The 21,625-nt window shown below is 49.4% G+C and carries 22 protein-coding genes, 2 pseudogenes and 1 riboswitch; of the genes and pseudogenes, 8 read left to right on the forward strand and 16 right to left on the reverse strand.

The annotated features are described in order from the left end of the window. Positions 1 to 18: 18 nt before the first annotated feature. The 8 genes from C8J48_RS07060 to C8J48_RS07095 all read right to left on the reverse strand — a co-directional run bounded on the left by C8J48_RS07060 (position 19) and on the right by C8J48_RS07095 (position 9,263). Complete coding sequence (locus C8J48_RS07060; RefSeq protein ID WP_245891087.1) at positions 19 to 849, reverse strand: cytidylyltransferase domain-containing protein; 831 nt, start codon at positions 847 to 849, stop codon at positions 19 to 21. 104 nt (positions 850 to 953) lie between these two features. Further along, positions 954 to 1,733 carry an SDR family NAD(P)-dependent oxidoreductase gene (locus C8J48_RS07065; RefSeq protein WP_107725609.1) on the reverse strand — a complete coding sequence of 260 codons (780 nt, stop codon included), beginning with the start codon at positions 1,731 to 1,733 and terminating at the stop codon, positions 954 to 956. A 6-nt stretch (positions 1,734 to 1,739) separates the two neighbouring features. Beyond that, on the reverse strand, positions 1,740 to 2,648 hold the full coding sequence (locus C8J48_RS07070) for an aldo/keto reductase (protein ID WP_107725610.1): 909 nt from the start codon (positions 2,646 to 2,648) through the stop codon (positions 1,740 to 1,742). Then, complete coding sequence (pseC, locus tag C8J48_RS07075; protein WP_107725611.1) at positions 2,635 to 3,858, reverse strand: UDP-4-amino-4,6-dideoxy-N-acetyl-beta-L-altrosamine transaminase; 1,224 nt, start codon at positions 3,856 to 3,858, stop codon at positions 2,635 to 2,637. The genes C8J48_RS07070 and pseC overlap by 14 nt, the downstream gene beginning before the upstream one ends. A gap of 238 nt (positions 3,859 to 4,096) precedes the next feature. Further along, positions 4,097 to 5,257, reverse strand: a complete 1,161-nt coding sequence (locus tag C8J48_RS07080) for a mannitol-1-phosphate 5-dehydrogenase (protein ID WP_107725612.1) — start codon at positions 5,255 to 5,257, stop codon at positions 4,097 to 4,099. Positions 5,258 to 5,259: 2 nt separating this feature from the next. Then, a complete protein-coding gene (locus C8J48_RS07085) occupies positions 5,260 to 5,697 on the reverse strand; it encodes a PTS mannitol transporter subunit IIA (RefSeq protein ID WP_107725613.1) in 438 nt (145 codons plus the stop codon). Between the two features lie 19 nt (positions 5,698 to 5,716). Beyond that, positions 5,717 to 7,798 carry a BglG family transcription antiterminator gene (locus tag C8J48_RS07090; protein ID WP_107725614.1) on the reverse strand — a complete coding sequence of 694 codons (2,082 nt, stop codon included), beginning with the start codon at positions 7,796 to 7,798 and terminating at the stop codon, positions 5,717 to 5,719. 19 nt (positions 7,799 to 7,817) lie between these two features. Beyond that, positions 7,818 to 9,263, reverse strand: a complete 1,446-nt coding sequence (locus tag C8J48_RS07095; RefSeq protein ID WP_107725615.1) for a PTS mannitol transporter subunit IIBC — start codon at positions 9,261 to 9,263, stop codon at positions 7,818 to 7,820. 481 nt (positions 9,264 to 9,744) lie between these two features. On the opposite strand from C8J48_RS07095, the gene C8J48_RS07100 reads away from it, so the two are divergent. Both C8J48_RS07100 and C8J48_RS07105 read left to right on the forward strand, forming a co-directional pair. Further along, positions 9,745 to 10,434, forward strand: a complete 690-nt coding sequence (locus C8J48_RS07100) for a DUF6273 domain-containing protein (RefSeq protein ID WP_107725616.1) — start codon at positions 9,745 to 9,747, stop codon at positions 10,432 to 10,434. Between the two features lie 33 nt (positions 10,435 to 10,467). Further along, positions 10,468 to 10,647, forward strand: a pseudogene (locus tag C8J48_RS07105) (hypothetical protein); the annotation flags it as partial. 121 nt (positions 10,648 to 10,768) lie between these two features. Here the strand turns inward: C8J48_RS07105 and C8J48_RS07110 are convergent. From C8J48_RS07110 to C8J48_RS07135, 6 genes are read right to left on the reverse strand one after another with little or no spacing between them, the layout of a single operon-like run. Continuing rightward, positions 10,769 to 12,130: a DUF58 domain-containing protein gene (locus C8J48_RS07110; RefSeq protein ID WP_170105249.1), complete on the reverse strand. Its 1,362-nt coding sequence runs from the start codon at positions 12,128 to 12,130 to the stop codon at positions 10,769 to 10,771. Then, positions 12,084 to 13,043 (reverse strand): AAA family ATPase, encoded by a 960-nt coding sequence (locus C8J48_RS07115; RefSeq protein WP_107725619.1) that lies wholly within the window; start codon positions 13,041 to 13,043, stop codon positions 12,084 to 12,086. The genes C8J48_RS07110 and C8J48_RS07115 overlap by 47 nt, the downstream gene beginning before the upstream one ends. Then, complete coding sequence (locus C8J48_RS07120; protein WP_170105251.1) at positions 12,989 to 14,203, reverse strand: DUF4350 domain-containing protein; 1,215 nt, start codon at positions 14,201 to 14,203, stop codon at positions 12,989 to 12,991. Before C8J48_RS07120 ends, C8J48_RS07115 begins: the two co-directional genes overlap by 55 nt. Then, a complete protein-coding gene (locus tag C8J48_RS07125; protein WP_107725621.1) occupies positions 14,190 to 14,828 on the reverse strand; it encodes a DUF4129 domain-containing protein in 639 nt (212 codons plus the stop codon). The genes C8J48_RS07120 and C8J48_RS07125 overlap by 14 nt, the downstream gene beginning before the upstream one ends. Continuing rightward, entirely contained in the window at positions 14,825 to 15,802 is a 978-nt protein-coding gene (locus C8J48_RS07130; protein WP_170105253.1) for a glycerophosphoryl diester phosphodiesterase membrane domain-containing protein, read from the reverse strand. The genes C8J48_RS07125 and C8J48_RS07130 overlap by 4 nt, the downstream gene beginning before the upstream one ends. A 29-nt stretch (positions 15,803 to 15,831) precedes the next feature. After that, a complete protein-coding gene (locus C8J48_RS07135; RefSeq protein ID WP_107725623.1) occupies positions 15,832 to 16,896 on the reverse strand; it encodes a M42 family metallopeptidase in 1,065 nt (354 codons plus the stop codon). Between the two features lie 187 nt (positions 16,897 to 17,083). Here C8J48_RS07135 and C8J48_RS07140 point away from each other — a divergent pair, with 187 nt between their 5' ends. The 3 genes from C8J48_RS07140 (at position 17,084) to C8J48_RS07150 (ending at position 19,019) form a co-directional block, all read left to right on the forward strand. Then, positions 17,084 to 17,263: a DUF896 domain-containing protein gene (locus C8J48_RS07140; protein ID WP_211316599.1), complete on the forward strand. Its 180-nt coding sequence runs from the start codon at positions 17,084 to 17,086 to the stop codon at positions 17,261 to 17,263. A 168-nt stretch (positions 17,264 to 17,431) separates the two neighbouring features. Beyond that, positions 17,432 to 17,770 (forward strand): transcriptional regulator, encoded by a 339-nt coding sequence (locus C8J48_RS07145; protein WP_107725624.1) that lies wholly within the window; start codon positions 17,432 to 17,434, stop codon positions 17,768 to 17,770. Between the two features lie 406 nt (positions 17,771 to 18,176). Beyond that, a riboswitch (yybP-ykoY riboswitch) is annotated at positions 18,177 to 18,306 on the forward strand. Positions 18,307 to 18,347: 41 nt separating this feature from the next. Then, a complete protein-coding gene (locus tag C8J48_RS07150; protein WP_107725625.1) occupies positions 18,348 to 19,019 on the forward strand; it encodes a TerC family protein in 672 nt (223 codons plus the stop codon). Between the two features lie 178 nt (positions 19,020 to 19,197). On the opposite strand, the gene C8J48_RS18685 is transcribed toward C8J48_RS07150, so the two are convergent. Then, a complete protein-coding gene (locus tag C8J48_RS18685) occupies positions 19,198 to 19,362 on the reverse strand; it encodes a hypothetical protein (protein ID WP_170105255.1) in 165 nt (54 codons plus the stop codon). Between the two features lie 111 nt (positions 19,363 to 19,473). On the opposite strand from C8J48_RS18685, the gene C8J48_RS19340 reads away from it, so the two are divergent. After that, positions 19,474 to 19,629: a Mur ligase family protein gene (locus tag C8J48_RS19340; protein WP_170105257.1), complete on the forward strand. Its 156-nt coding sequence runs from the start codon at positions 19,474 to 19,476 to the stop codon at positions 19,627 to 19,629. Further along, positions 19,580 to 20,041, forward strand: a pseudogene (locus C8J48_RS07160) (YjbE family putative metal transport protein); the annotation flags it as partial. The gene C8J48_RS19340 and the pseudogene C8J48_RS07160, both read left to right, overlap by 50 nt. Before the next feature lie 178 nt (positions 20,042 to 20,219). Here C8J48_RS07160 and C8J48_RS18695 read toward each other — a convergent pair. Further along, entirely contained in the window at positions 20,220 to 20,384 is a 165-nt protein-coding gene (locus tag C8J48_RS18695) for a hypothetical protein (protein WP_170105255.1), read from the reverse strand. Here C8J48_RS18695 and C8J48_RS07165 point away from each other — a divergent pair. Then, on the forward strand, positions 20,373 to 21,569 hold the full coding sequence (locus C8J48_RS07165; protein ID WP_170105259.1) for a UDP-N-acetylmuramoyl-tripeptide--D-alanyl-D-alanine ligase: 1,197 nt from the start codon (positions 20,373 to 20,375) through the stop codon (positions 21,567 to 21,569). The genes C8J48_RS18695 and C8J48_RS07165 overlap by 12 nt on opposite strands. Positions 21,570 to 21,625 lie beyond the last annotated feature (56 nt).

Genomic DNA, 21,625 nt, shown 5'->3' on the forward strand with positions numbered 1-21,625 from the left:
CCTCCATCACAGATCGGTTTAAGTCAACCGGGTTGCCCGCTGGATTTCACGCACAAGCGAGCGATCATCCTTATATTTGATTTGGACATCGGTGTTAATGGAACTGATATCCGGGTTTGCTTGCAGATAAGAGCGAATGCGGGCGAAAGGAAGGGGTTCATATCCGACATCCAGGTCGCTGTATAAACGTTGAAACAATGTTAGATCCTTTGGTTCATCCAACGTTAAGCGCCACTGCGGATATTGGAATTCAGCCGGTAGTTCCATTCTGTTTATGGAGAATAAGTGAGGGTTGTTAGTAAAATAAAACGTCAAGTATTCCGTTTGTGTCAACGGCTTCGGTTGATTTAACAATCGTTTGAGAGCTTCTACTGTGATCACATCCGCGCCGGTTCCAATCGCATAGTTCTCCGTCGGTAAGCTATAGTCAAATCCTCCCCGCAGATGACTTTTAACCAACATGTCTAAAATTTCCGGTGATACAGCGGGATTATCTCCTGTGGCTCGGATGAGGATATCCGCCTGTGTTAGGGTGGCCACTTCTTCCAATCGTCTAGCTACATTTTCCGCATCTCCCCTTAGAACACGTACTCTCCCTCCCATATCAAACATTTCAAGTTCATTATCTTGGGGTAGATCAGACGTGGCCAAAACCACTTGATCCGCACAGGATGCAGCCAAACAATTAAGCAAACAACGCTCGATGACGCTGACACCATGGATGAGTCGAAGCGCTTTTTTTGGCAAGCGGGTGGATTTGAGGCGACAAATGACTGCAATTGCGACAACCGGTTTCTTTGGGTAACGCTTGACGGCATCCGTATGGCCGTCTACCACCTTTTGGATCAATGTTGGGTTTCCTTGATGCGCGCTTTCGCTCTTTGCACTCACTTTGACGGTTATTGGGATCACCTTCCTCTCTGCGTATTCGAAGCATAGCCGCCGAGAACGACCTACCAAGCCGTCCAGCCACCGTCGACACCGATATTTTGTCCGGTTACATAGGCTGCTGCCGGGGAAGCAAGAAAAACCATCACTCCCGCCAAATCTTCCGGTTTTCCGATTCTGCGTAAAGGAACTTTCTGCTCCAGTCGATGGATAAAGTCTGTGTCTTCTTGTACACGCCGATTGGGAAACGGACCGGGGGATACCGCATTGGCCCGAATTCCCTTCGCTCCATAATGGCAGGCGACATAGCGTGTAAACTGGATGATCGCCGCCTTTCCCGCTCCATAATTGGCCGGGTTTTTCCATTTGGATCCGGTATAGATAGCCGGATCGGGAGAAACCACCCCATACATCGACGCCACATTGATGATACATCCGTTGTTTTGAGCCAACATATAAGGAAGTACCGCCTTGGTACAGCGGTAAACACCGTTAATAGACCCGTCGATCCCGGCTTTCCAGTCTTCTTCCGGCATCTCCTCTATATCTCCGGATGTTCCGAAATAAGCATTGTTAACGAAAATATCAATGGAATTGGTCCAGGAATAAATTTCTCTTATCTTCTTCTCGACCGAGTCCACTTTGCCGATGTCGATATACACACTGTGGCAGTCAGCTTGATACTGGCGGGACAGGTGCTCTGCCATTTCTCTGTTTTTCTCTTCGCTCACTCCTGCAATCACCACTCGGGCACCCGCCCGCACAAAACCTTCGGATATGGCGCTACCTAAGTATCCGGCGCCCCCGGTAACAATGGCGGTTTTTCCTTTTAAACTGAATAACATCCCCTTCTACCTCCACTGGGACGGATTAATGACAGCATCGGGCAGGTCTCTAAACATCTGTTCAATCGTTTTTATCACTTCTGGGGGAAGACTGGGGGAACCAATCATTTGCACGTTTTTACGAAGCTGTTCGATAGTTTCACAACCGATCAGTATACAGTCGACTCCAGGTTGATCTCGAACAAAGCATAGCGATAATCGGGCAGGTGTCATATTCAATTCCTTCGCCAATCGGCGCAACTTTCGCAGCGGTTCCCGTGCCGTATATAGGGATGGCGGCACATGTTCCGGCTCCATCAACATCAACCCTTGCAAGTAAATGCTACGGGCAAACACAGCCATCCCCTTGGAAGCGAATCGTTTTAAGAGATCGGCGCGCAAAAAACGATGATCCAAGATGTTTACAGGAACCTGAATAGCATCGAGACAATCTAGTGTAAGCGCAGCTTCCGCTTCTTCTGGGGTATAAACCGACACTCCGATTCGTTTGACCAATCCTTCTGCTTGGATTGTCGCTAGCGCGGAGATGACGTTTTCTTGGTGGGATGTTAAGTCGGCAGGGTGATGGAGCAAATAGACATCGATATGGGGAACATGCAAGCGGCGAATAGAGGATAAAGCCGATTGGCGAACCAATTGATCGATCGCTTGGGGGTCAGCGGAAGGTGGAACCGGCGGCAACTTCGTTACAATGGATGGAACCCTGGATGCAGACGATTGTTTTTGAATATACTCCCCGATGATTTTTTCACTGTCTCCATAGGCGGGAGCAGTATCGAGATAAGTAGCCCCCGCAGCCACAGCCGTCTCTAAAATCTCTTGTGCGCTTTTTCTGGAGGGTTTCCCCGTTTGATTGGCGATCCCGTAAGATTGTCCCAACTGAGCGGTTCCCAGAGCCCATTTAGCTGCGGCCATTACTGACACCCCCTACGGAGTAGTATCGCAGTACTTTGTTGACGGCTTGTATGACATCCTGAACATCTTGTTCTGACATTCGTGGAAACAGTGGAATGGTTAAGGTTTCCCGGTAAAATTGCTCTGCCTGAGGACATAACCCTTCAGAATATCCCAACTGACGATAATACGGGTGAAGGTGAACAGGAATATAGTGAACATTGACACCGATATTTTCTTTCCGCAGCGCTTGGAAAATCGTTTTGCGGTCGGCTGTCAACTCTGATAGACGCAAACGAAGGACATATAGATGCCAAGCAGATTGAACCTCGTTTCTTTGGAAGGGGATGACGACCTCCCTTCTGCTTTGAAACGCTTCATTGTACATGGAAGCATATTTTCGGCGTAAATGGAGAAAGCGGTCCAATTTTTTCATTTGGCTAAGCCCCAACGCCGCTTGTATATCGGTCAGGCGGTAGTTATATCCTAAAAATTGCATTTGGTAAAACCAAAATCCTTCCCGTTCCTTTATTTCATCCGGTTTATGGGTAATTCCATGGGAGCGGAACTGCAACAGTTTCTCATAATAATCACGCCGATTGGTAGTAATGGCCCCCCCTTCTCCAGTGGTGATATGCTTAACCGGATGGAAACTAAACATCGTCAAGTCGCCGTCACTACCGATTTTTTTTCCTTTGTACATCGCTCCCAACGCATGGGCTGCATCCTCAATCACTACTAGACGGTGTTTTTTCGCAAACTGACGAATTTCATCCAACTGTACCGGTTGACCGGTAAAATGGACGGGAATAACCGCTTTTGTCTGAGGGGTAATCTTCTTATCCAACTCGGCGTGATCTATATTGTAAGTATCAGGGTGAATATCGGCGAAAATCGGCTGCGCCCCCTGATAACGAATGCAATTGGCAGTCGCTGCAAATGTCAAGGGAGTGGTGATCACCTCATCCCCGGAACGAATGCCGGCAACAAAACAGGCGGCATGAAGGGCTGCAGTTCCACTTGAAAATGCTACCGCATATTGGGCACCCACGTATTGAGCCAATTTCTGCTCAAACGCTTCAATCACTGGCCCTGTCGTGATCAAATCTCCTTTTAATACCTCGACGACCGCGTGAATATCGTCATCTTCGATCCACTGCCTGCCGTATGGGAGGAAGGTTTCCCGGGTTGGTTTCCCTCCGTCTATTGCGAGTAATGGTGTCTGACTCATTTTTTTCCACCCATTTTCTTGAGAGTTTTGCAAGACCACTTTCGTTATGGGATGGATAGATTCAGTGAGATTAGCAAAAACGGTAGTCCCATTATATTGAAATGTTTCTGCGAGGGAGCAGGCGAACTCCTATAATTCACAAAAATAGGGTATGGTGCAATCCGGTACATCCTGCTTTCTGCCATAAAAAGAATCCCCGCAACCCTAATTGGATTGCCGGGATTCTCTAGCGCCACTTTTACTGATCGATCTCTTCTTCCCACTCCCGATATCGCTGTAAAACCAGATGCGTGAGGGAAGATTCCTCTGGAATGCCTGCAATGGCTTGTAACGTTTTGGCGATGCCGTCCTGCGAAAGCAGTTGTTGTAGCTTGATCGCCTCGGGATCATCTACCTCGTCAAAAAAGAGGGCAGCGGCGATGCCTGACGCAAGTCGATCCGGTTTAAGCTGATGCTCCAACATCTGTAGGGCGGGACCTACAAGGCGGTCTGATTGCCCCAGTTTACGGATGGGAGAGCGACCCACCCGTGCGACGGGATCCGTGAGGCGCGGATTGGTGAAACGGGATAAGATTTTAGCGATATAATCCTGGTGCTCCCGCCGGTTAAAACCGTGTTTAGCCTCCAATAGTGCCCCAGTTTCCTCCAATGCGCCGAAAACTAGCGCTGCTACTCGGGGAGCAACCATCGCCTCCCGGATGGTATCGTATCCGAGGAGACGGCCAGCATAGGCACAAACCGCATGACCGGTGTTTACCGTGTATAGTTTACGTTCAATATACGGGGTGAGGCCATCCACATAGGTAACCCCATCGATCGCGGGAGTCCCCCCTTTGATCCCGCTTTGCTCGATCACCCATTCATAAAAGGGCTCTACAGATACTTGCAACAAATCCGCCCCGGACTGCACCGGGACGATCCGGTCGACAGCAGCATCCGGAAACCCGATGGTACGTTCCAGCTCTTGTCTCTCCTCATGGGTGAGATGAGCCGTCACCTCATCCTTTAAGAAACTGGAGCCCCCAATCATATTTTCACAGGCTACGACATTGAGGGGGTGAGTCCCCGATAGCAAACGGCGACGCAAACCTGCAGCGAGCAGTGGAGCGATCATCTTTAACACTGTCGGTCCAACGGCAGTCGTAACCAGATCCGCCTGGGCGATCGCCGCTTGCACACGCTCCGGTTCAGTCTGGCTGTTTAAGGCTGTCACGCCCGTGATGTGGAGGGCTTCCACCTCTTCCCCCAATAGGTGAACATCGTAACCTTTCCGTTGTTGCAGTGCCTCCACCAACTGAGCTTGAACATCGACAAAACATACCTCATACCCCGATCGGGTCAATCGTTCACCGATAAAACCCCGCCCGATATTTCCAGCGCCAAAATGAACGGCCCGCATCATTACTCCTCCTCTTGGAAGAAGGATAGGAGTTCTGCCGCAGAGTTGGCCTGTGCCATTTTGGCCACGTTTTCCTCTTCGGAGACCACCAATGCGATTTGTGAGAGAATATCCATATGTTCATTGTCTTTGCCGGCGATTCCGATCACAATATGGGCCGTTTGCCCGTCACCAAAATCGACACCCTCAGGCAGTTGAACGATGGAGATCCCTGAGCGAAGGATCTCTTTCTTCCCTTCTTCCGTGCCGTGAGGAATCGCCACATGATTGCCGATGTAGGTTGTTAACGATTCTTCCCGTTCCAACATCCGATCGATATAGGCGTCTTCAACACAGCCCTCGTCTACCAATATGCGTCCTGCCAGCCGAATCGCTTCTTCCTTGTTGGTCGCTTTAGCGTTTAAAAGAACGCGGTCTTCGTTTAGAATGGTATGATCCATGGTGGATTCGCTCCTTTTTTTATTTCATCTCTTCATGCAAGATGCGATTCAACTGCTCCGCCAGAAATGACCGAATCTCTTCTTCACTTCCGGACTGGAATAACACAGGGGACTCAATGATAAGGACGCTGATTCGACTCAACAGTTCTGGGGTGAATTCATTCCCGTCCATTGGAGCCAGAAGCAAGAGCAGTCGGGACATCGACAGTGGTTTTCCGTCCATTCCTTCCACCTGAAGCGGTTGATCCAGATCGTACATCGTAAAAGAAGGCTTTTGCACCGCCTCCGATCGAGCATGAAAGAGAGCCATCGCTGTTCCGGGGATACCCAATCCTCCTAACCGCTCTCTTTTCTCCAACGCTTCGATTACAGTCGCTGTCTCTTGTAGGACTCCTGTCGCTATTAGTTGTTTGCAGGCTTCATCCAAAACGGGTGAAAGTGAGGGTGCAGAAAGAAAAGACAAAAAATATCCCCGCAGAATCGTCAAAATGGCTTCCGTCACCTCTTGGATCCGTTCGATCGCTTCTATGCCAGTTGATTCGCCCTTCGACATCCACTCATCCCGTTCCGGTTCCTGTGCCCGTTTTCGCTGCTTTTCGTTGAGGTGGGCCCGAATTCGGTCAGCGTCTGTTTCCGTTAAATACGGATGAACCCGAATATAATCCGTCTCCGCCCGTTCTAGCGGAATCGTAGAGAGAACCAGATCGTAAGCGTGCAAATCCATTTGCCTCACTTCATCAAAAGCGGCTTCTTCTACCCGGGCGATCTCCGGAAATTCTGTTTGCAACCGACTGGCCAACAGCTTAGAAGTGCCGATTCCACTAGCGCAAACCACCAAGGCGCGTATAGGGGAACCGCGTCGCCACCGTTCCAGAGCAGCCCCAAAGTGCATCACGAGATAGCCGATCTCTTCCCGTGGGATGCGATAGCCGGAAAATGTTTCCGCCATGCCTGCTGTTATCGTCGCAAACAGCCCTGGGTAATCCTGTTCAATTCGGTGTAAAAGCGGATTATGGATTGGCAGATTCTCTTTTAACCGATAGAGCGCCCGTTCCAGATGAGCGAGCAACCCTTGAATCAGGGAGGGGTCTTTGCTGAGAGGGACTCCTGTCTCATTCTCGACGTACCGTATCAGCTCCCCCGTCTCCTTCATCACGGTTCCGGTCCCTTCTTCAAACCAATAACCCCGATCGGTTCCCCGTTTGGCCCCACGCAGATGTAAAACAATATTGGCTATCTCCGCTTCCGGAAATTCCTGCCCAAAAACCGTTCGTAAGCCGGCGGCGATTTTCTGTGCGACTTCATATTCCCGCGTTTGTTGCAATTCTTGCAGTAGAGCCGGATCGAAACGAAGCGTCTCCCCTTTTTCAATCCGTTCCAGCGCAAGGGCCAAATGAACCACCAAACCGATATAAGCTGCGGCGGCAAGTGAATACGGCAACTTGCTAATCGCTTGTTTCACGGTCTCTTCTACTTGTGCGATCTTCTCCCTCTCCACCAGTCCCAACAGTCGTTCCATCACGAGTCCCGATGGATCCGCCGTTTGCCGGTTGAGATTTTTTTTCAGCAGACTGAGGATTTCCGCTTCATCAAAGTGCTCCGCCAACAAACTCCTCATCGCTGCTCGGCGCCTGTTTTCTTCACCTGTTACCGCGATACCCCAGCCTCTTTTTTTAACCAAGGTGAGTCCAAAGGATTCCAACCAGTCGCGGATATGCTCCAAATCGTAGCTTACCGTTGCAGAAGCCACTCGGAGATCCAACGCCAACGCAGCCAGTTTAACCGGTTCCGATCTTTCCAGTAACGTGCACAGAAGATAGATTTTTCGCTCCTCCGGCGTAAATTCCCCTCCTGCCGTCGCTGCCAGAGCAGCGCGAAGGGACTCGAACCCACTTGCATTCCCCTCCAGAGAAACACCTACTCCTGCCCGTTTGCGTAAGGAAAGTCCAAAATCGTCCATTATCCGCTCTAAACCGGCGAGATCCCGGTGAATCGTCCGTTCACTGACAGCGAGTGACTGGGCCAACGCTTTAACGCTCCACTGCTGCTCAGCACCCGTCAGCAAAAATAGGAGGTTGCGTTCCCTGGCTGTAAAATACATGGAGTCACCTGCTTATTGTTTACTCTCGATCCGCTTTTAAGCGCTCGATGAGGGCGTCGTATTCCGGACTGCTCATAAAGTTTTCCACCGAGATATGGCGGGCGTTGGGAAGCTTTGCTTTCGCCCGGTCGGTCAGGTTTTTATGGGTGAATACCACATCCGCATCATCAGGCAATTTACTGATGGCAGTATTGGTTACTTCAACGTCGAGATCCGCTTTTTTCACTTTGTTCTTCAGAATGGAAGCGCCCATTGCGCTGGAACCCATCCCAGCATCACAAGCGAATACGATTTTTTTGATCGGTTGTTCCGCTTCCATTTTCTCCTCTGCGGACTCCAGATTCTCGGCAAGAGCGGATGCAACCGCGCTTTTTTTGCCTTTCATCGTTTCCATATTGCGGGTAGCTTCCTCCAGATCACCTTCATCAACAGATGCATTCCATCTTAAAAAGAGTGCGGCCACCAGGAAGGAAACTGTCGCAGCAACCAAAACCCCTGCCAGTACACCGATATAACCACCACGAGGTGTCATCGCCAATAGTGCAAAGATGCTCCCTGGCGAAGGGACCGCCACCAATCCTGCTCCAAAAAGCGTAAAGGTGAATACTCCGCTCACACCACCGGCGATGGCAGCTAAGAGCAGGGCTGGTTTCATCAAAATATAAGGAAAGTAGATCTCATGAATACCACCCAAAAAGTGAATGATAGCCGCACCTGGTGCCGATTGCTTCGCCATTCCTTTACCAAACAACCAATAAGCGATTAAGATCCCCAGCCCCGGACCCGGATTCGATTCCAACAAAAACAGAATCGATTGTCCAGTCTTTGCCGCTTGATCCACCCCGATGGGGCTTAGGATTCCGTGGTTGATGGCGTTGTTGAGGAATAGGACTTTTGCCGGCTCAATCACGATATTGGCTAGCGGTAGCAATCCCGCCGCAATGATCATTTCCACTCCCGCCGCCAGTATTTTGTTTAAGCCTAAGACGGTGGGTCCAATCGCCAGATACGCGGCAATCGTAAGCAATCCCGCCACAATTCCGGCGGAGAAGTTGTTAACGAGCATCTCAAAACCGGATCGTACTTTTCCTTCAAACAGGCGATCGACCCGTTTAATCGCCCAACCGCCCAAGGGCCCCATCACCATCGCTCCGAGGAACATGGGAATATCAGCACCAACGATGACACCAAACGTCGCCGTCGCTCCCACCACACCCCCGCGGGCGCCGTATACCATGTTACCTCCGGTAAACCCGATCAGAAGCGGTAACAAAAATTTAATCATCGGATCAACCAATTGAGCCAAATGCTCATTCGGTATCCATCCTGTCGGAATAAAGAGTGCCGTAATTAATCCCCATGCGATAAATGCCCCGATGTTAGGCATGATTAAACCACTGAGATTACTCCCCATCCGCTGGATTTTAACCCGCCAGGGTTGGGAGTGGTTGTGATTGGCATCCATGACTCTTTCTCACCTTTCTAATACCGTTTAGCTTAAGAATAAAACGGTTACAAGTGTGACTCAACAAAATGAAAGCGCATTTTTGTCAATGGGTCTGTTGACATTGTTAAAAAGGAAAAAATTCGCCTCTAGATGATTATGGGCATAAAACGGATTTTTCATGATCATTACCGGAGAACTGAGAGATCGATGTGTTTGAATCTGGGCCCATTCAAATACTAATCATGTAGTCGTTGTCGGCGATCTGTCGAGAAATCTCGGTAGCTTTTTTTATAACTCTTCCAAATGATAAATTAACAGGCTAGCTCCCGCTTTTAGTGATGTTCTTTTGAGCAACTTAAGTTTCTTATAGAAAAACATTAAAGTAGATTGATAGACTTTTTATATCGATATTGGCTAAATTCAAGGGTATGCCGGCTTTATCTTAGCACTTGCATAAATGTTGTAGAATTAAACTAGAAACGAAAGGGAGGAGAACTTATTGGAAAATAATAATCCTGCTTCCACGCCGGACTGGAGCGCAAAGCCCGGCGAAATCATTACTTTTGGCACTTATCCGCAGACGGCGGACGGCGCAGACAGAACGCCAATAAAGTGGCGGGTGCTGCAAAATTCAGGTAGAGAGCTGTTCATTTTGAGCGAGTACATTTTGGACTGCAGGCGGTATCACGGCGAGTCTGCGGACATTACGTGGCGTGATTGCGTGGATATTACGTGGCTTAACTGTGATTTGCGCAAGTGGCTGAACAACGAATTCTATAACACCGCATTCAATGCCGCCCAAAAGGAATATATAAAGCCGACTCATTGCACGGACAACGGAGAAAGAACTCCAGATACGGAGGACAAGGTTTTTTTGCTTAGCGTTACCGAGATAAAGGATATATCTGATATATACGGCAAGGATTTGCGACACGCCGTTGGAACCGACTTTGCCAAAACAAAAAAAACCGATGGATGCAAATTATATGTGTACGATCGAACAAACAAAGATAACTATATCATCAGAAACGGCGAAGAATTTGGCTGTTCTTGGTGGTGGCTGCGAACACAAGGAAACAAGCCTTCGCGTGCATTTTTTATCGGTACAAGTGGCAGTATTCGCAGCTATGCAAATAACAGTATTGCTGGTTATGGTGTGCGTCCCGCTTTAAAAATTAATCTTCAATGATAGATAGCGGGGCGTTCCACGACTTTTTAGAAGGTGAAACGGTGGCCTAAAGATACCATTGCAGCGGGGCGTCGTCATACCGTTGCTCTTAAATTGGACGGCACGGTGGCAGCTGTGGGTTGGAATAAGCATGACCAATGCGATGTAAGCGGATGGCGTGATATGGTGGCGGTTGCGGCGGGTTGCGCTCATACCGTCAGGCTTAAATCCGACTGCCCGGCAATTAGTAGTTAAGCCGTTACATACAGCAACAAACAAACGGGGGCAGTTTTCGCCCCCGTTTGTTTGTTTGAAACCATCTCAGAAAATGTAATCGAACCTTATCGTCACTACCCTAAAGTAAGCTCCGATTCTTGATATCGATATACGAATGGATCACATGGACCGCCAGCTGGTCCGGGGCGACGTTTAGGGTGACGACACCACGGCGCTTTAAAGCATTGAGGCGATCATCACGTTCTTCCGTCATCTGCTGTGCAATCGCTTTGTGGAAGACTTCCTTTTCCTCTCGTGGTCGCAGGTTGCGATCCCGTTGTAGTTGGGGATCTTCCGTTGTAACCGTCATGATCAAATGGCGCCGTTGCAAGATACGGATATGCTGGATCAGTTCATCGGCAAAGGTGAGATTGCTGGCATCGGTAAACAAGGCCACCAACGAACGCCGCTTATGGTGAAATGCCAGGGTTTCCATCGCTGTGCGGTAGCCGGACTCCACGTAGTCGGGTTCCAGGTCGTGCACGGCTTCGATGATGCGCTGTAGGTGTGGCGCTCCCCTTCCCGCCGGAATCCACCGTTTCACTTGGCTGGAGAAGGCCAACAGACTCACCTGGTCTCCCCGCTCGATCGCGATGGCGGAAAAAGCAAGTGCCGCCTCGATCGCCCGGTCTAAGCGGGTCAATTCTCCATCTCGCACGCCCATGATCCGACCGCAGTCCAGTAGGATCGCGACATGTTGCCCTTGTTCCGGTTGATAGACGTTTGTGGCCAGTTTGCCCCGCCGAGCCGTTGCTGTCCAGTTGATCCAGCGCGGCTCATCATCCGGCACATAATCGCGAATATGTGCAAACTCCGCCCCCCGCCCTAATCCGTGGCGGCTATGAGGGCCTTCTGCTGATAATTTCCGCTTGTAAACCCCGCCCCGAACCCGACGCACTTCTTTTAAACGGGGATAGACCGTCTTATCCTCACTCCAATCAATGGCGTGCTGACGTATCAGATATCCCAGCGGCAGCCGTTGCCGGACGTGGATGCGGCCAAAACGATGACGACCCCGCCGATGAGGGCGGACATGGTAGACCAGTGTTGTAGTTTCCTGAGGCGGGACTGTGATAATCATCCTTCTTTGATCCAGCTGAAATCCTTCCGGATAATCATCTTTGACGATACAGATAACTGGCCATGGAGCCGGGTTGTGAAGATGAATTCGAATTGGGTTAGACTCTCCCAATTCCAGAATGCGCTCGCTCTCTCTTTCCACTTGAACACAGCCATAGCGGCGTATGCGCCGAAACTCTTGCATTACCACCCAGGCTAAGGCGAGATGAAAGAGGATTCCCATCCAGATATGAAGTCCCACGAAAGCAAATACGAGTGTGACAACCACGCCGACACCCAGTGCAAAAAACAGGCGCGGTCCGGGTAGCCAAGCATTATCGCGGAACCGATACGGTGCGGGTGATCTCTTCGATGAGGTCATCGGTTTTGAATCCCTCCAGTTCCACATCCGGGCTCATGATGAGACGATGGCGTAAGGCTGGCTGGATCACCCATTTCACATCATCCGGAGTAACATATTCCCGATTGTCCATGGCCGCAATCGCCCGACTCAATGCCAGCAGACTGGTTCCTGCCCGGGGGCTGGCACCCAGCAATACCTGCGGATGAGCGCGGGTTGCACGGATCAAGGAGGCGACATAGCGAATGACCGAGTCTTCCGTCCGCACTTGTTCCACCTGCTGGCGAAAGGCGACAATCTCCTCCGCCGTGATCATCGGAGTGAGGGTAGACTCCCGTCGTGTAGTTACCCGATGCCCGCGCAACACTTCCAACTCTTCTTCTTCACCGGGATAATCCATCGTCAGTTGAAGCGCAAATCGATCCAGTTGTGCTTCCGGTAACGGATAAGTCCCTTCATACTCAATCGGGTTTTGCGTGGCTACGACAAAAAACAGATCTGGCAACTTACGTCCCTCGCCGTCGATTGTGATCTGCCCTTCCTCCATCGCTTCCAGCAAGGCCGATTGCGTCTTGGGAGGTGTACGGTTAATTTCATCCGCCAACAATAATTGTGTAAAGAGGGGACCCTGTTTAAAGTTAAAACGGCCGGATTGTAAATCAAACACCTTGGTACCGGTCACATCCGCCGGCATCAGATCAGGAGTAAACTGAATTCGAGCAAAAGAGGCATCGATTACTTGGCCAAGCGAGCGAACCAATAAGGTTTTTCCGAGCCCAGGCACTCCTTCCACCATCACATGTCCCTTTGTCAATATGGCTGCCCACATCAACTGAATCGTTCGATCCTGGCCGACGACCACCTCTTTTAGGTGGTTGATCACTTGTTCGGACCGGGTTGCGATTTGTGTCGTGTCAAGGGTTTGGTTTTCCATTGTTTCATCTCCTCCCGTAAATCTTGGATCTCACGACTCCATTTCACCAATTCTTTTCCTGTCAATTTGACGGAGCGGTTAACCACCTGCTGTAAAAGCCGGTATCGTTCTGCCAAGGCTGGATCTACCAGAACGCTTACCCTCTCACTGATCTCTTCAGCATCCGCGCGTCGGGACAATCCCAATAAGGTTGCCGTTTCCCGAAAAAGCGCCCGTTGTTGGATGGCCAAGGCTTCTTTATTTAAATTCGCCCATTGATATAACGAACCCATTGCATAAACACACTCTTCTCCTCGCCGCACTTCCCGCACTGTTTCCCAACGGGGAGCGGCAAATCGTTTGCCTTTTAGGTAGAGCCACAAGATAAACAGAAACACTCCCTGCAATAAAAGCCATCCTGCCCCAGTTGGAATCAGATCGGAATAGGCGGGAGGCTCTTCCGCTTCATCCATTAGGAATGACGGATTCCATCTTTGATCACGCAAGCTTTCGTCAAACCAAACCTTCCCTTCTCCTTCAGTCAAGGAAGTCAGATATAGCGCGAGTGCAAGATTGTCCCCCTGTTCAATATAGGCATTCGTCCATAAGGCAGGTTCAGGAATATAATAAATATTTCCCTGGCCGGACGTGAGACGCCCGATCCGGGCGCTATCGTTTTGATCTCTCCATACTTGATCCAGTTCGGTTTCATTCCGTAAACGACGATCCCGTGGAAAATACAACTCCTTCATATCTTGCAGCCATACCTCGTCGGAAACTTCCATTGGCATCGATGCATCTCGTATGCCGTCAATTGCGGAAAAGCCGAGCTGACTAGCAAGCGTATCGAGGGGATGCGATAACAGCACCAGGGTGTTACCGGATTCCACCCACTCCAGCAACGACTCTTTGTCCTTTTCAGTATAGATCCAACGATCCGGTTCCAACAGAAAAAGTACATGTCCGTTTGAGTGAGGCAGCTGTTCCCATGAATCACGCCAACGTGCCACCGGTACATTCCGTTCTTGCAATAGCAGATAAAGCGCCTTGGTCCCGTCGGACTGAGCATTCGTACTGGAGTAGCGCGGCTCCTCCGCAGGCAGCCACGAACTTAAAAACAGGGTGCCTGCTGCTAGCAACGCAATTAAAACAACAATGAGGCCGATTTTACCCGGCTTCAACGGCCCCACCTCCTGTCAGACGCTGGCACAGACGCCGGTAATCATCATAATCCGCTTCCTCCGGGTCGATCATCCCGTACCAGACAAGTTCGAATCGCATGATCAAAGACTGAAAAACCGGCAACAACGCCGGGGAGCGAACCGCGATCTCTTCCCGGTATTCCCGATTGGTCTTGTGCTCCCGTCGATCTAGTATTTTCCTTTCATCTAACACTTCCAACGCATGACGAAACAAACACCGAATCGCTTCGCGATATTCCCTTTGAGCGGCGTATGCTTCTCCTCGTTCCCACCATACCACCGCCATGCTTTCTCCAGATGCGGCAGCCGTATCCTTTTCTTGTTGTGGTTGGCTAAAATAAATCTGCCGGAGGACGAACCACATACTCAAACCCAGGATTATCGCCAATACCACCGGGAGCAGCCAACCGACTCCACTCCCCTCCCCTGCTCGGAACAGTGATGAGAGAAGGTCATTTAACCAAGCGCCGATGCTCCACTCGCCAATGACAGGTATCTGGTCAATCCGATCCAATAAACGCTGCCACCAGGACCATGTCTGAAATTCATCCTGTTGTAGAATGTCAGACAGTTGTCGTCTCGACTCTTCATATTCCCGTGTCAAACGCGGCCATCCTCCTTTCCAGCTGATATACGGAAGGCGAGTTCCAGGTCCACTCCTTCCAGGCGTATTCGCTGATCAACGTATAGGACAGTCGCTAATACACCCAATCCCGCCTCCAGCAAACAAGTGAGCCCCGTTAGCACGAGGGCGACGATAATATTGCCGATCCATAGATAAGTCCAGTCAATCGAAGCCCACCACATAAGGAGTAGCTGCAATACTACCCCCATGATACCGGTAACACCAAAAAGAATCGTCCCCACAAACAGAAAAAAAGCGAACAAACGCCAAAACGATCGCCGTGTTAAGCTCCAGGATCGCTTGAGTGCGGCAAAATAGCTTGTCTGTTCTTCCACTATCACCGGAAACAACAGAGAGAGCCGGATCAATACCCACAACAACAGCGGCAGTATTAATAACAGAAAGACAATTCCGGACAGAATCAGTGTCACGACCCATTCTCCCGCTATAATCCCCAACAACGAAAATGGAAGAAAGACCAAAGCCGCGATCACCACCAGTCCTCCCAAAACGATCGCTCCCGCCAGCCAATGGGTCAATAAAGCCGACGTTGCTGTTTTCCAGGCTCGCTTTAGCGCCTCTCCCGTCGTTACTGCCTGCTCTTCGATCAAATTTCGTACGGTAATCCAAGAAACCGCCACCCGCATCAGCGGATAAAGGAAAATGTAGGTAACTAATACGCCTCCCGTCATCAAGGCCATCAGCACGGCTTCACCCCAGCCAAAGGGTTCCAGTGAGGCATCAGCCGGCATCGGATCTAAAAAGGGATCGGACAGTGGTTCCAATGTTTCCGACAACTGTAGATTCAACAAATTAAACACAAACTGAAAAAGACCAATCAGCAAAAACACACTGAAAAACAATGGCACAAACCGGGTGCGAAACACTTGGAAAGTACCATCGATAATTTCTAAAAACCCCCATCGTCGTAAGGGGGATGCTTCATGTTCCAAGGATTCTCCCCCTTCCATCTTCAATTGTTTCATCCCTGTTGGATCGCTTGCAAACGCTCCTGATCCAAGCGGCGGACCAATGCACTCAGAAATGCTTTGGCAGCCTCTACATCCCCGCGATCAACCACAGCTGCATGGGAATGGATATAACGGGCACATACTCCCAATGCTGCCGATGGGACCCCTTCTCCCGTCTGATGAACCGCACCGGCGTCGGTCCCACCTGGGGAAATGAAAAATTGATAAGGAATCCCCTCTTCTTCCGCCGTCTCTACTAAAAAGCGGCGCATTCCCGGCAAAGCGATCATCGAACGATCCATCAATCGGATCAACACCCCTCGACCCAACTCACCAAATCCGTTGGTCACTCCAGGAATATCCCCTGCTGGACCGGCATCAACGGCGAAAAAGACATCCGGTTTAATCCGATTCGCAGCGGTGGCCGCGCCACGAAGACCCACTTCCTCCTGCACGGTTGCTCCGGAAAACACCACATTGGGATGAGAAGTCTTTTTAAGATCCTCCAATAGCTCCACTGCGAGAGCGCAACCAAAGCGATTATCGACAGCTTTTACCATTAGCCGTTTCCCTCCCTCCATCTCGACGGGAGGGCATACTGGGACGATATAGTCGCCAGGACCGACGCCCGCTTTTCGCACCTCTTCCTCACTATCCAAGCCGATATCAATAAACATACGATCGATCGAAACCGGCCTGTTACGTTCTTCTTCTTTTAAAATATGGGGTGGCACAGAACCAACTACACCAGGAATCCGTTTTCCTTTCATCGTCACCACTTCCACCCGTTGGGCTAATAGCACCTGACTCCACCACCCACCCAAGGGCTGAAACCGTAGAAAGCCCTGATCCGTGATTCGGGTTACCATAAAACCGACTTCATCCATATGACCGGCAACCATCACCCGCGGTCCCTTCTCGTCTCCGCTTTTTTTACCGAATAAGCTGCCGAGGCGATCCCGGACCACTTCATCGGCCACTGGGGCAATCATTTTTTCCAGCTCCCGGCTCACCAGCGACTCTGCCCCCGGAACCCCCGGCAATTGTGTCAAGTCTTCAAACCGCTTCCAGTCCATCTCGGTCACACTCCATTGTCAGTTATGTACTCGCTACAGCGGATTATCGGCATCCAACTCCATTTCTCCACATTACCGTTCTTTTATTGTCCCATATCGTCGGCTCGCTCAAACCTGCTCGCTCGATCGGAGCGGGTTGCGATCAACACTACTTTTCGCTACAGTGTGTTGGAAGGAGTTGATGATAGTGATAACCGACGAGATGATCCAACGGATTAACGAATTAGCAAGAAAAAAGAAAAGCGAAGGATTAACCCCACAAGAACAAAAAGAGCAGACGGAGTTGCGACAACAATACTTGCAGGCGATTCGTGGATCAGTTAAAAACCAGTTAAATCAGATTCGCCTCGTGGATCATGAAGATTAGATGCTCCCTTTATTATAAAGTAAGCAGTAGCTGGGCGAAATGAAAGGTCTTCGAAATTGAAGGCCTTTTTTCTATTTTAGTCAGTTTATATCGCAAACTAGTCGTTGCTTTAAAACCATTTGTGATATAATTTTTCTGTATTATTGCGACGATCGGGAGGATTCGGATATGTTGCCCTATCAAGAATTGGCCCAATTAAATAAATTGGTTCACGAACCGGCCCGTCTATCGATTTTGACAGCATTATCCGCCTGTACAATGGCAGAATTCTTGTTTTTGCAGGATTTAACCGGGTTAACCAAAGGAAATCTTTCTTCCCATCTGACGAAATTAGAAAATGCGGGACTCGTCGCTGTCGATAAACATTTTGTCCGACAAAAAATCCCCCAGACGACTATTCGCATCACTTCTGAAGGACGTGCAGCAGTGGAGAATCATTGGAAGAGACTTCGTGCGATTCAAGAAAAAGTTCTCCAACAAGGTGCCAATAACGGGAAAGAACGTTAAGCAGTTTACTGTATACAATACCGGACGAATTTTGCCTGGTATTGTATTAGTTTTTGATTGAATGTTAATAAAGTCCATACACTTTTTCCTTATCGCCGTATACTATAGTAAATGATCTCTAGTCGCCGGATTGAACCCATCCAACTCCTTGCGGGAGAGTTTGCTTGAAGAGCAGACTGAAAGAAGGAAAAGAATTCGTTTGTGTTGCAAACTGGTTTACAGGTTCGGGTTTAGGCCCCGCGAGGGTACCCCCCGTTCCTTTCGATACCCTGGCTCTCTATTTATCGGCGAACTCGTCGGCACTGCTGAAAATACTCCCTTGAATGAGCGGGTGGTGCTTCTTTTTCGTTACTTGACGGATGGGCGGACATCGAATATGATGAATTGGAAGCAAATTGAATAGTTCATCTCTGTTAAAGGGGAGTAGCTGTTAAACAATAAAGTCGTCACTACGGGATTTTTATCCCCGGCTTTATTGGCAACAACCACGTTGTAAGCAAGACCTTTACCGTTATTTGGTGAGGGTCTTTTTGCTTTTCTTAACAAAGACTACAGCGTAAAGAGAGGGTATTCAGTTATGGACTTATTTTCAGCGGAGTTTTTTCAAGCACTTATCGCCATTATCATTATTGATTTGGTGTTGGCGGGTGACAACGCCATTGTTATCGGGATGGCCGCTCGTAGGTTACCCAAAGACAAACAAAAAACCGTAATTATTTGGGGAACTGCTGGTGCAATTGTGATACGTGCCACCGCTACCCTGGCTGTGGTATGGTTGTTGAAAATTCCGGGGCTGTTGTTGGCAGGAGGAGTCCTGTTGATTTGGATTGCGTATAAGTTGTTAGTGGAAGAAAAAGAACATGAGAATGTAAAAGCCAGCCAAAGTATACGCGGGGCCGTCCAAACCATTATCATCGCCGACGCCGTAATGGGGTTGGACAATGTTTTGGCAATCGCCGGGGCTGCTCAGCATAATTATATCCTGGTCATTCTCGGCTTATTGATCAGTGTGCCGGTCGTTATTTTTGGTAGCACCCTGATTTTGAAGTTCATCGAAAAGTACCCGATTATCATTTATATTGGCTCTGGGGTGTTAGCATGGACTGCAGGCAAAATGATCGTGGGAGAGCCTTTTCTTAAAGAATACTTCCACGAACCCCTTCTAAAATGGGGACTGATTCTCCTGATCATTATCGGTGTACTTTTCGCGGGTCGTTTCACACGAAATAAAAAACAAGCACTAAATTAAAACGGAATCACCCATCCGCTTTCCGCGCGGATGGGTTTTTAAATGGGCCAATGACCTGTCCCGACTTCCGTTCTTCCGAATACGATGGAAAGGAATCGAATGGTAACGCATAGCAGAGGAGGCGGTAACCACGAAACCCGTCACCCTAAAGGAGTGCGTCCGCTTAATCGGGGGCACCTTAATTCGGGGTAATCCCCAACGAGTTCTCCGCTCCGCTAACCGGGGCCGTTACAAGAGCCTGGCAGCGGATCAGGTCTATTTTATCGACCCCCGACAAAAGGCGGACAAACAACTTAATGCACTCCGTCACCACTCTGTTGCTGCTGTTGTTTTGCCGCATCATCTTTCACCCTCCAGTATTCCGGGGAGAATAGCGGTTATAAGGGTTCCATCCCTCACCGACGCTTATTGGCGATTGGCTAACTGGAATTGGAGACAATGCTCACCTAACCGAGTGATCGCCATCACCGGCAGCGCCGGCAAATCAACAACCACCGACATGGTGTATGCAGTTTTAAAACAGAAAAGTAAGCTGGTACACACAAGAGGGAATTTGAACACCTTGGCTGTTGTTGGCAGGAGGAGTCCTGTTGATTTGGATTGCGTATAAGTTGTTAGTGGAAGAAAAAGAACATGAGAATGTAAAAGCCAGCCAAAGTATACGCGGGGCCGTCCAAACCATTATCATCGCCGACGCCGTAATGGGGTTGGACAATGTTTTGGCAATCGCCGGGGCTGCTCAGCATAATTATATCCTGGTCATTCTCGGCTTATTGATCAGTGTGCCGGTCGTTATTTTTGGTAGCACCCTGATTTTGAAGTTCATCGAAAAGTACCCGATTATCATTTATATTGGCTCTGGGGTGTTAGCATGGACTGCAGGCAAAATGATCGTGGGAGAGCCTTTTCTTAAAGAATACTTCCACGAACCCCTTCTAAAATGGGGACTGATTCTCCTGATCATTATCGGTGTACTTTTCGCGGGTCGTTTCACACGAAATAAAAAACAAGCACTAAATTAAAACGGAATCACCCATCCGCTTTCCGCGCGGATGGGTTTTTAAATGGGCCAATGACCTGTCCCGACTTCCGTTCTTCCGAATACGATGGAAAGGAATCGAATGGTAACGCATAGCAGAGGAGGCGGTAACCACGAAACCCGTCACCCTAAAGGAGTGCGTCCGCTTAATCGGGGGCACCTTAATTCGGGGTAATCCCCAACGAGTTCTCCGCTCCGCTAACCGGGGCCGTTACAAGAGCCTGGCAGCGGATCAGGTCTATTTTATCGACCCCCGACAAAAGGCGGACAAACAACTTAATGCACTCCGTCACCACTCTGTTGCTGCTGTTGTTTTGCCGCATCATCTTTCACCCTCCAGTATTCCGGGGAGAATAGCGGTTATAAGGGTTCCATCCCTCACCGACGCTTATTGGCGATTGGCTAACTGGAATTGGAGACAATGCTCACCTAACCGAGTGATCGCCATCACCGGCAGCGCCGGCAAATCAACAACCACCGACATGGTGTATGCAGTTTTAAAACAGAAAAGTAAGCTGGTACACACAAGAGGGAATTTGAACACCTTTACCTATTTGCCTACCTATCTGTTGCAGTTGCGTCCGGGTACCCGTGTTCTTTTGTTGGAAATGGGTATGAAATCGTTAAACAACATCGCTAGACAATGTCGAGTAGTACGTCCCGATATCGGCGTTGTCACCAATGTAGGAGAAGCCCATGCGGGTAGCCTAGGAAGCCTGGGAACCATTGTAAAAGCGAAACAAGAATTGATCGACGGTATGCATGCAGGTGGAACATTGTTTTTAAATGCCGATTGCACCCGTTCCCGCCAACTAACAACGCGACGATTCCAAGGGAAAGTCTGGACGTTCGGCATTGCACGATCCGCAGATATTAAAGGGGAAAATATACGCTACACCACTCGTGGTATGACCTTCGATGTCCGAATTCGCAATCAATCTTTCTCCTTTACGATTCCCCATTGGGGTAATCACAATGTTCTTAATGCACTAGCGGCAATCGGTATCTGTCGAGCAATGGGCTACAGCATGAAAACCATTCAATCCGGTCTCGCCAAATCACAACCTCCTCGTATGCGCCTGCAGTTGATCCGTTCCAAAAACGGTCGCCTGTTGATCAATGATGCCTGGAACGCAAATCCCAGTGCCATGAAAGCCGGTTTAACCGTACTAAAAAATATAGCTGCCGGAACCAAACGCACTGCAATCGCCGTACTTGGCGACATGATGGAGCTTGGGCAATATACCCGTTCTGCTCATCAGGAAATTGGTCGCTATACCTCCCACTCCTCATTGTCCCTATTGGTCACATATGGGAAGTATTCCCGCGAAATCGCCACCTCAGCCATCAACAACGGGATGAATCAAAATCGGGTTATTCACTTTTCTGACCGAGCCCGTTTACTCCGATTCTTAAAAAGCGCCCCCAAAAACAGCATTCTCTATTTTAAAGGTTCTCGCAAGTTGAAAATGGAAAAAATAGTGAACGAATTAGCCCGCTCATCCGTTTAAAGCGGGAACCTGTTTCAATATAAAAAAGCTTGAGCATTAATAACTCAAGCTTTTTT

Origin of the sequence: Desmospora activa DSM 45169, from assembly GCF_003046315.1 — a bacterium.
GTDB lineage: Bacteria > Bacillota > Bacilli > Thermoactinomycetales > DSM-45169 > Desmospora > Desmospora activa.

Excerpts from the sequence above, each read along its gene's own strand:
- C8J48_RS07135 (WP_107725623.1), bottom strand. The coding sequence starts at position 16,896 with ATGGACTGGAAGCGGTTTGAAGACTTGACACAATTGCCGGGGGTTCCG.
- C8J48_RS07115 (WP_107725619.1), bottom strand. The coding sequence starts at position 13,043 with ATGGAAAACCAAACCCTTGACACGACACAAATCGCAACCCGGTCCGAA.
- C8J48_RS07145 (WP_107725624.1), top strand. The coding sequence starts at position 17,432 with ATGTTGCCCTATCAAGAATTGGCCCAATTAAATAAATTGGTTCACGAA.
- C8J48_RS18695 (WP_170105255.1), bottom strand. The coding sequence starts at position 20,384 with ATGATGCGGCAAAACAACAGCAGCAACAGAGTGGTGACGGAGTGCATT.
- C8J48_RS07150 (WP_107725625.1), top strand. The coding sequence starts at position 18,348 with ATGGACTTATTTTCAGCGGAGTTTTTTCAAGCACTTATCGCCATTATC.
- C8J48_RS18685 (WP_170105255.1), bottom strand. The coding sequence starts at position 19,362 with ATGATGCGGCAAAACAACAGCAGCAACAGAGTGGTGACGGAGTGCATT.
- C8J48_RS07070 (WP_107725610.1), bottom strand. The coding sequence starts at position 2,648 with ATGGCCGCAGCTAAATGGGCTCTGGGAACCGCTCAGTTGGGACAATCT.
- C8J48_RS07090 (WP_107725614.1), bottom strand. The coding sequence starts at position 7,798 with ATGTATTTTACAGCCAGGGAACGCAACCTCCTATTTTTGCTGACGGGT.
- C8J48_RS07110 (WP_170105249.1), bottom strand. The coding sequence starts at position 12,130 with ATGACCTCATCGAAGAGATCACCCGCACCGTATCGGTTCCGCGATAAT.
- C8J48_RS07080 (WP_107725612.1), bottom strand. The coding sequence starts at position 5,257 with ATGCGGGCCGTTCATTTTGGCGCTGGAAATATCGGGCGGGGTTTTATC.
- C8J48_RS07065 (WP_107725609.1), bottom strand. The coding sequence starts at position 1,733 with ATGTTATTCAGTTTAAAAGGAAAAACCGCCATTGTTACCGGGGGCGCC.
- C8J48_RS07085 (WP_107725613.1), bottom strand. The coding sequence starts at position 5,697 with ATGGATCATACCATTCTAAACGAAGACCGCGTTCTTTTAAACGCTAAA.
- pseC (WP_107725611.1), bottom strand. The coding sequence starts at position 3,858 with ATGAGTCAGACACCATTACTCGCAATAGACGGAGGGAAACCAACCCGG.
- C8J48_RS07095 (WP_107725615.1), bottom strand. The coding sequence starts at position 9,263 with ATGGATGCCAATCACAACCACTCCCAACCCTGGCGGGTTAAAATCCAG.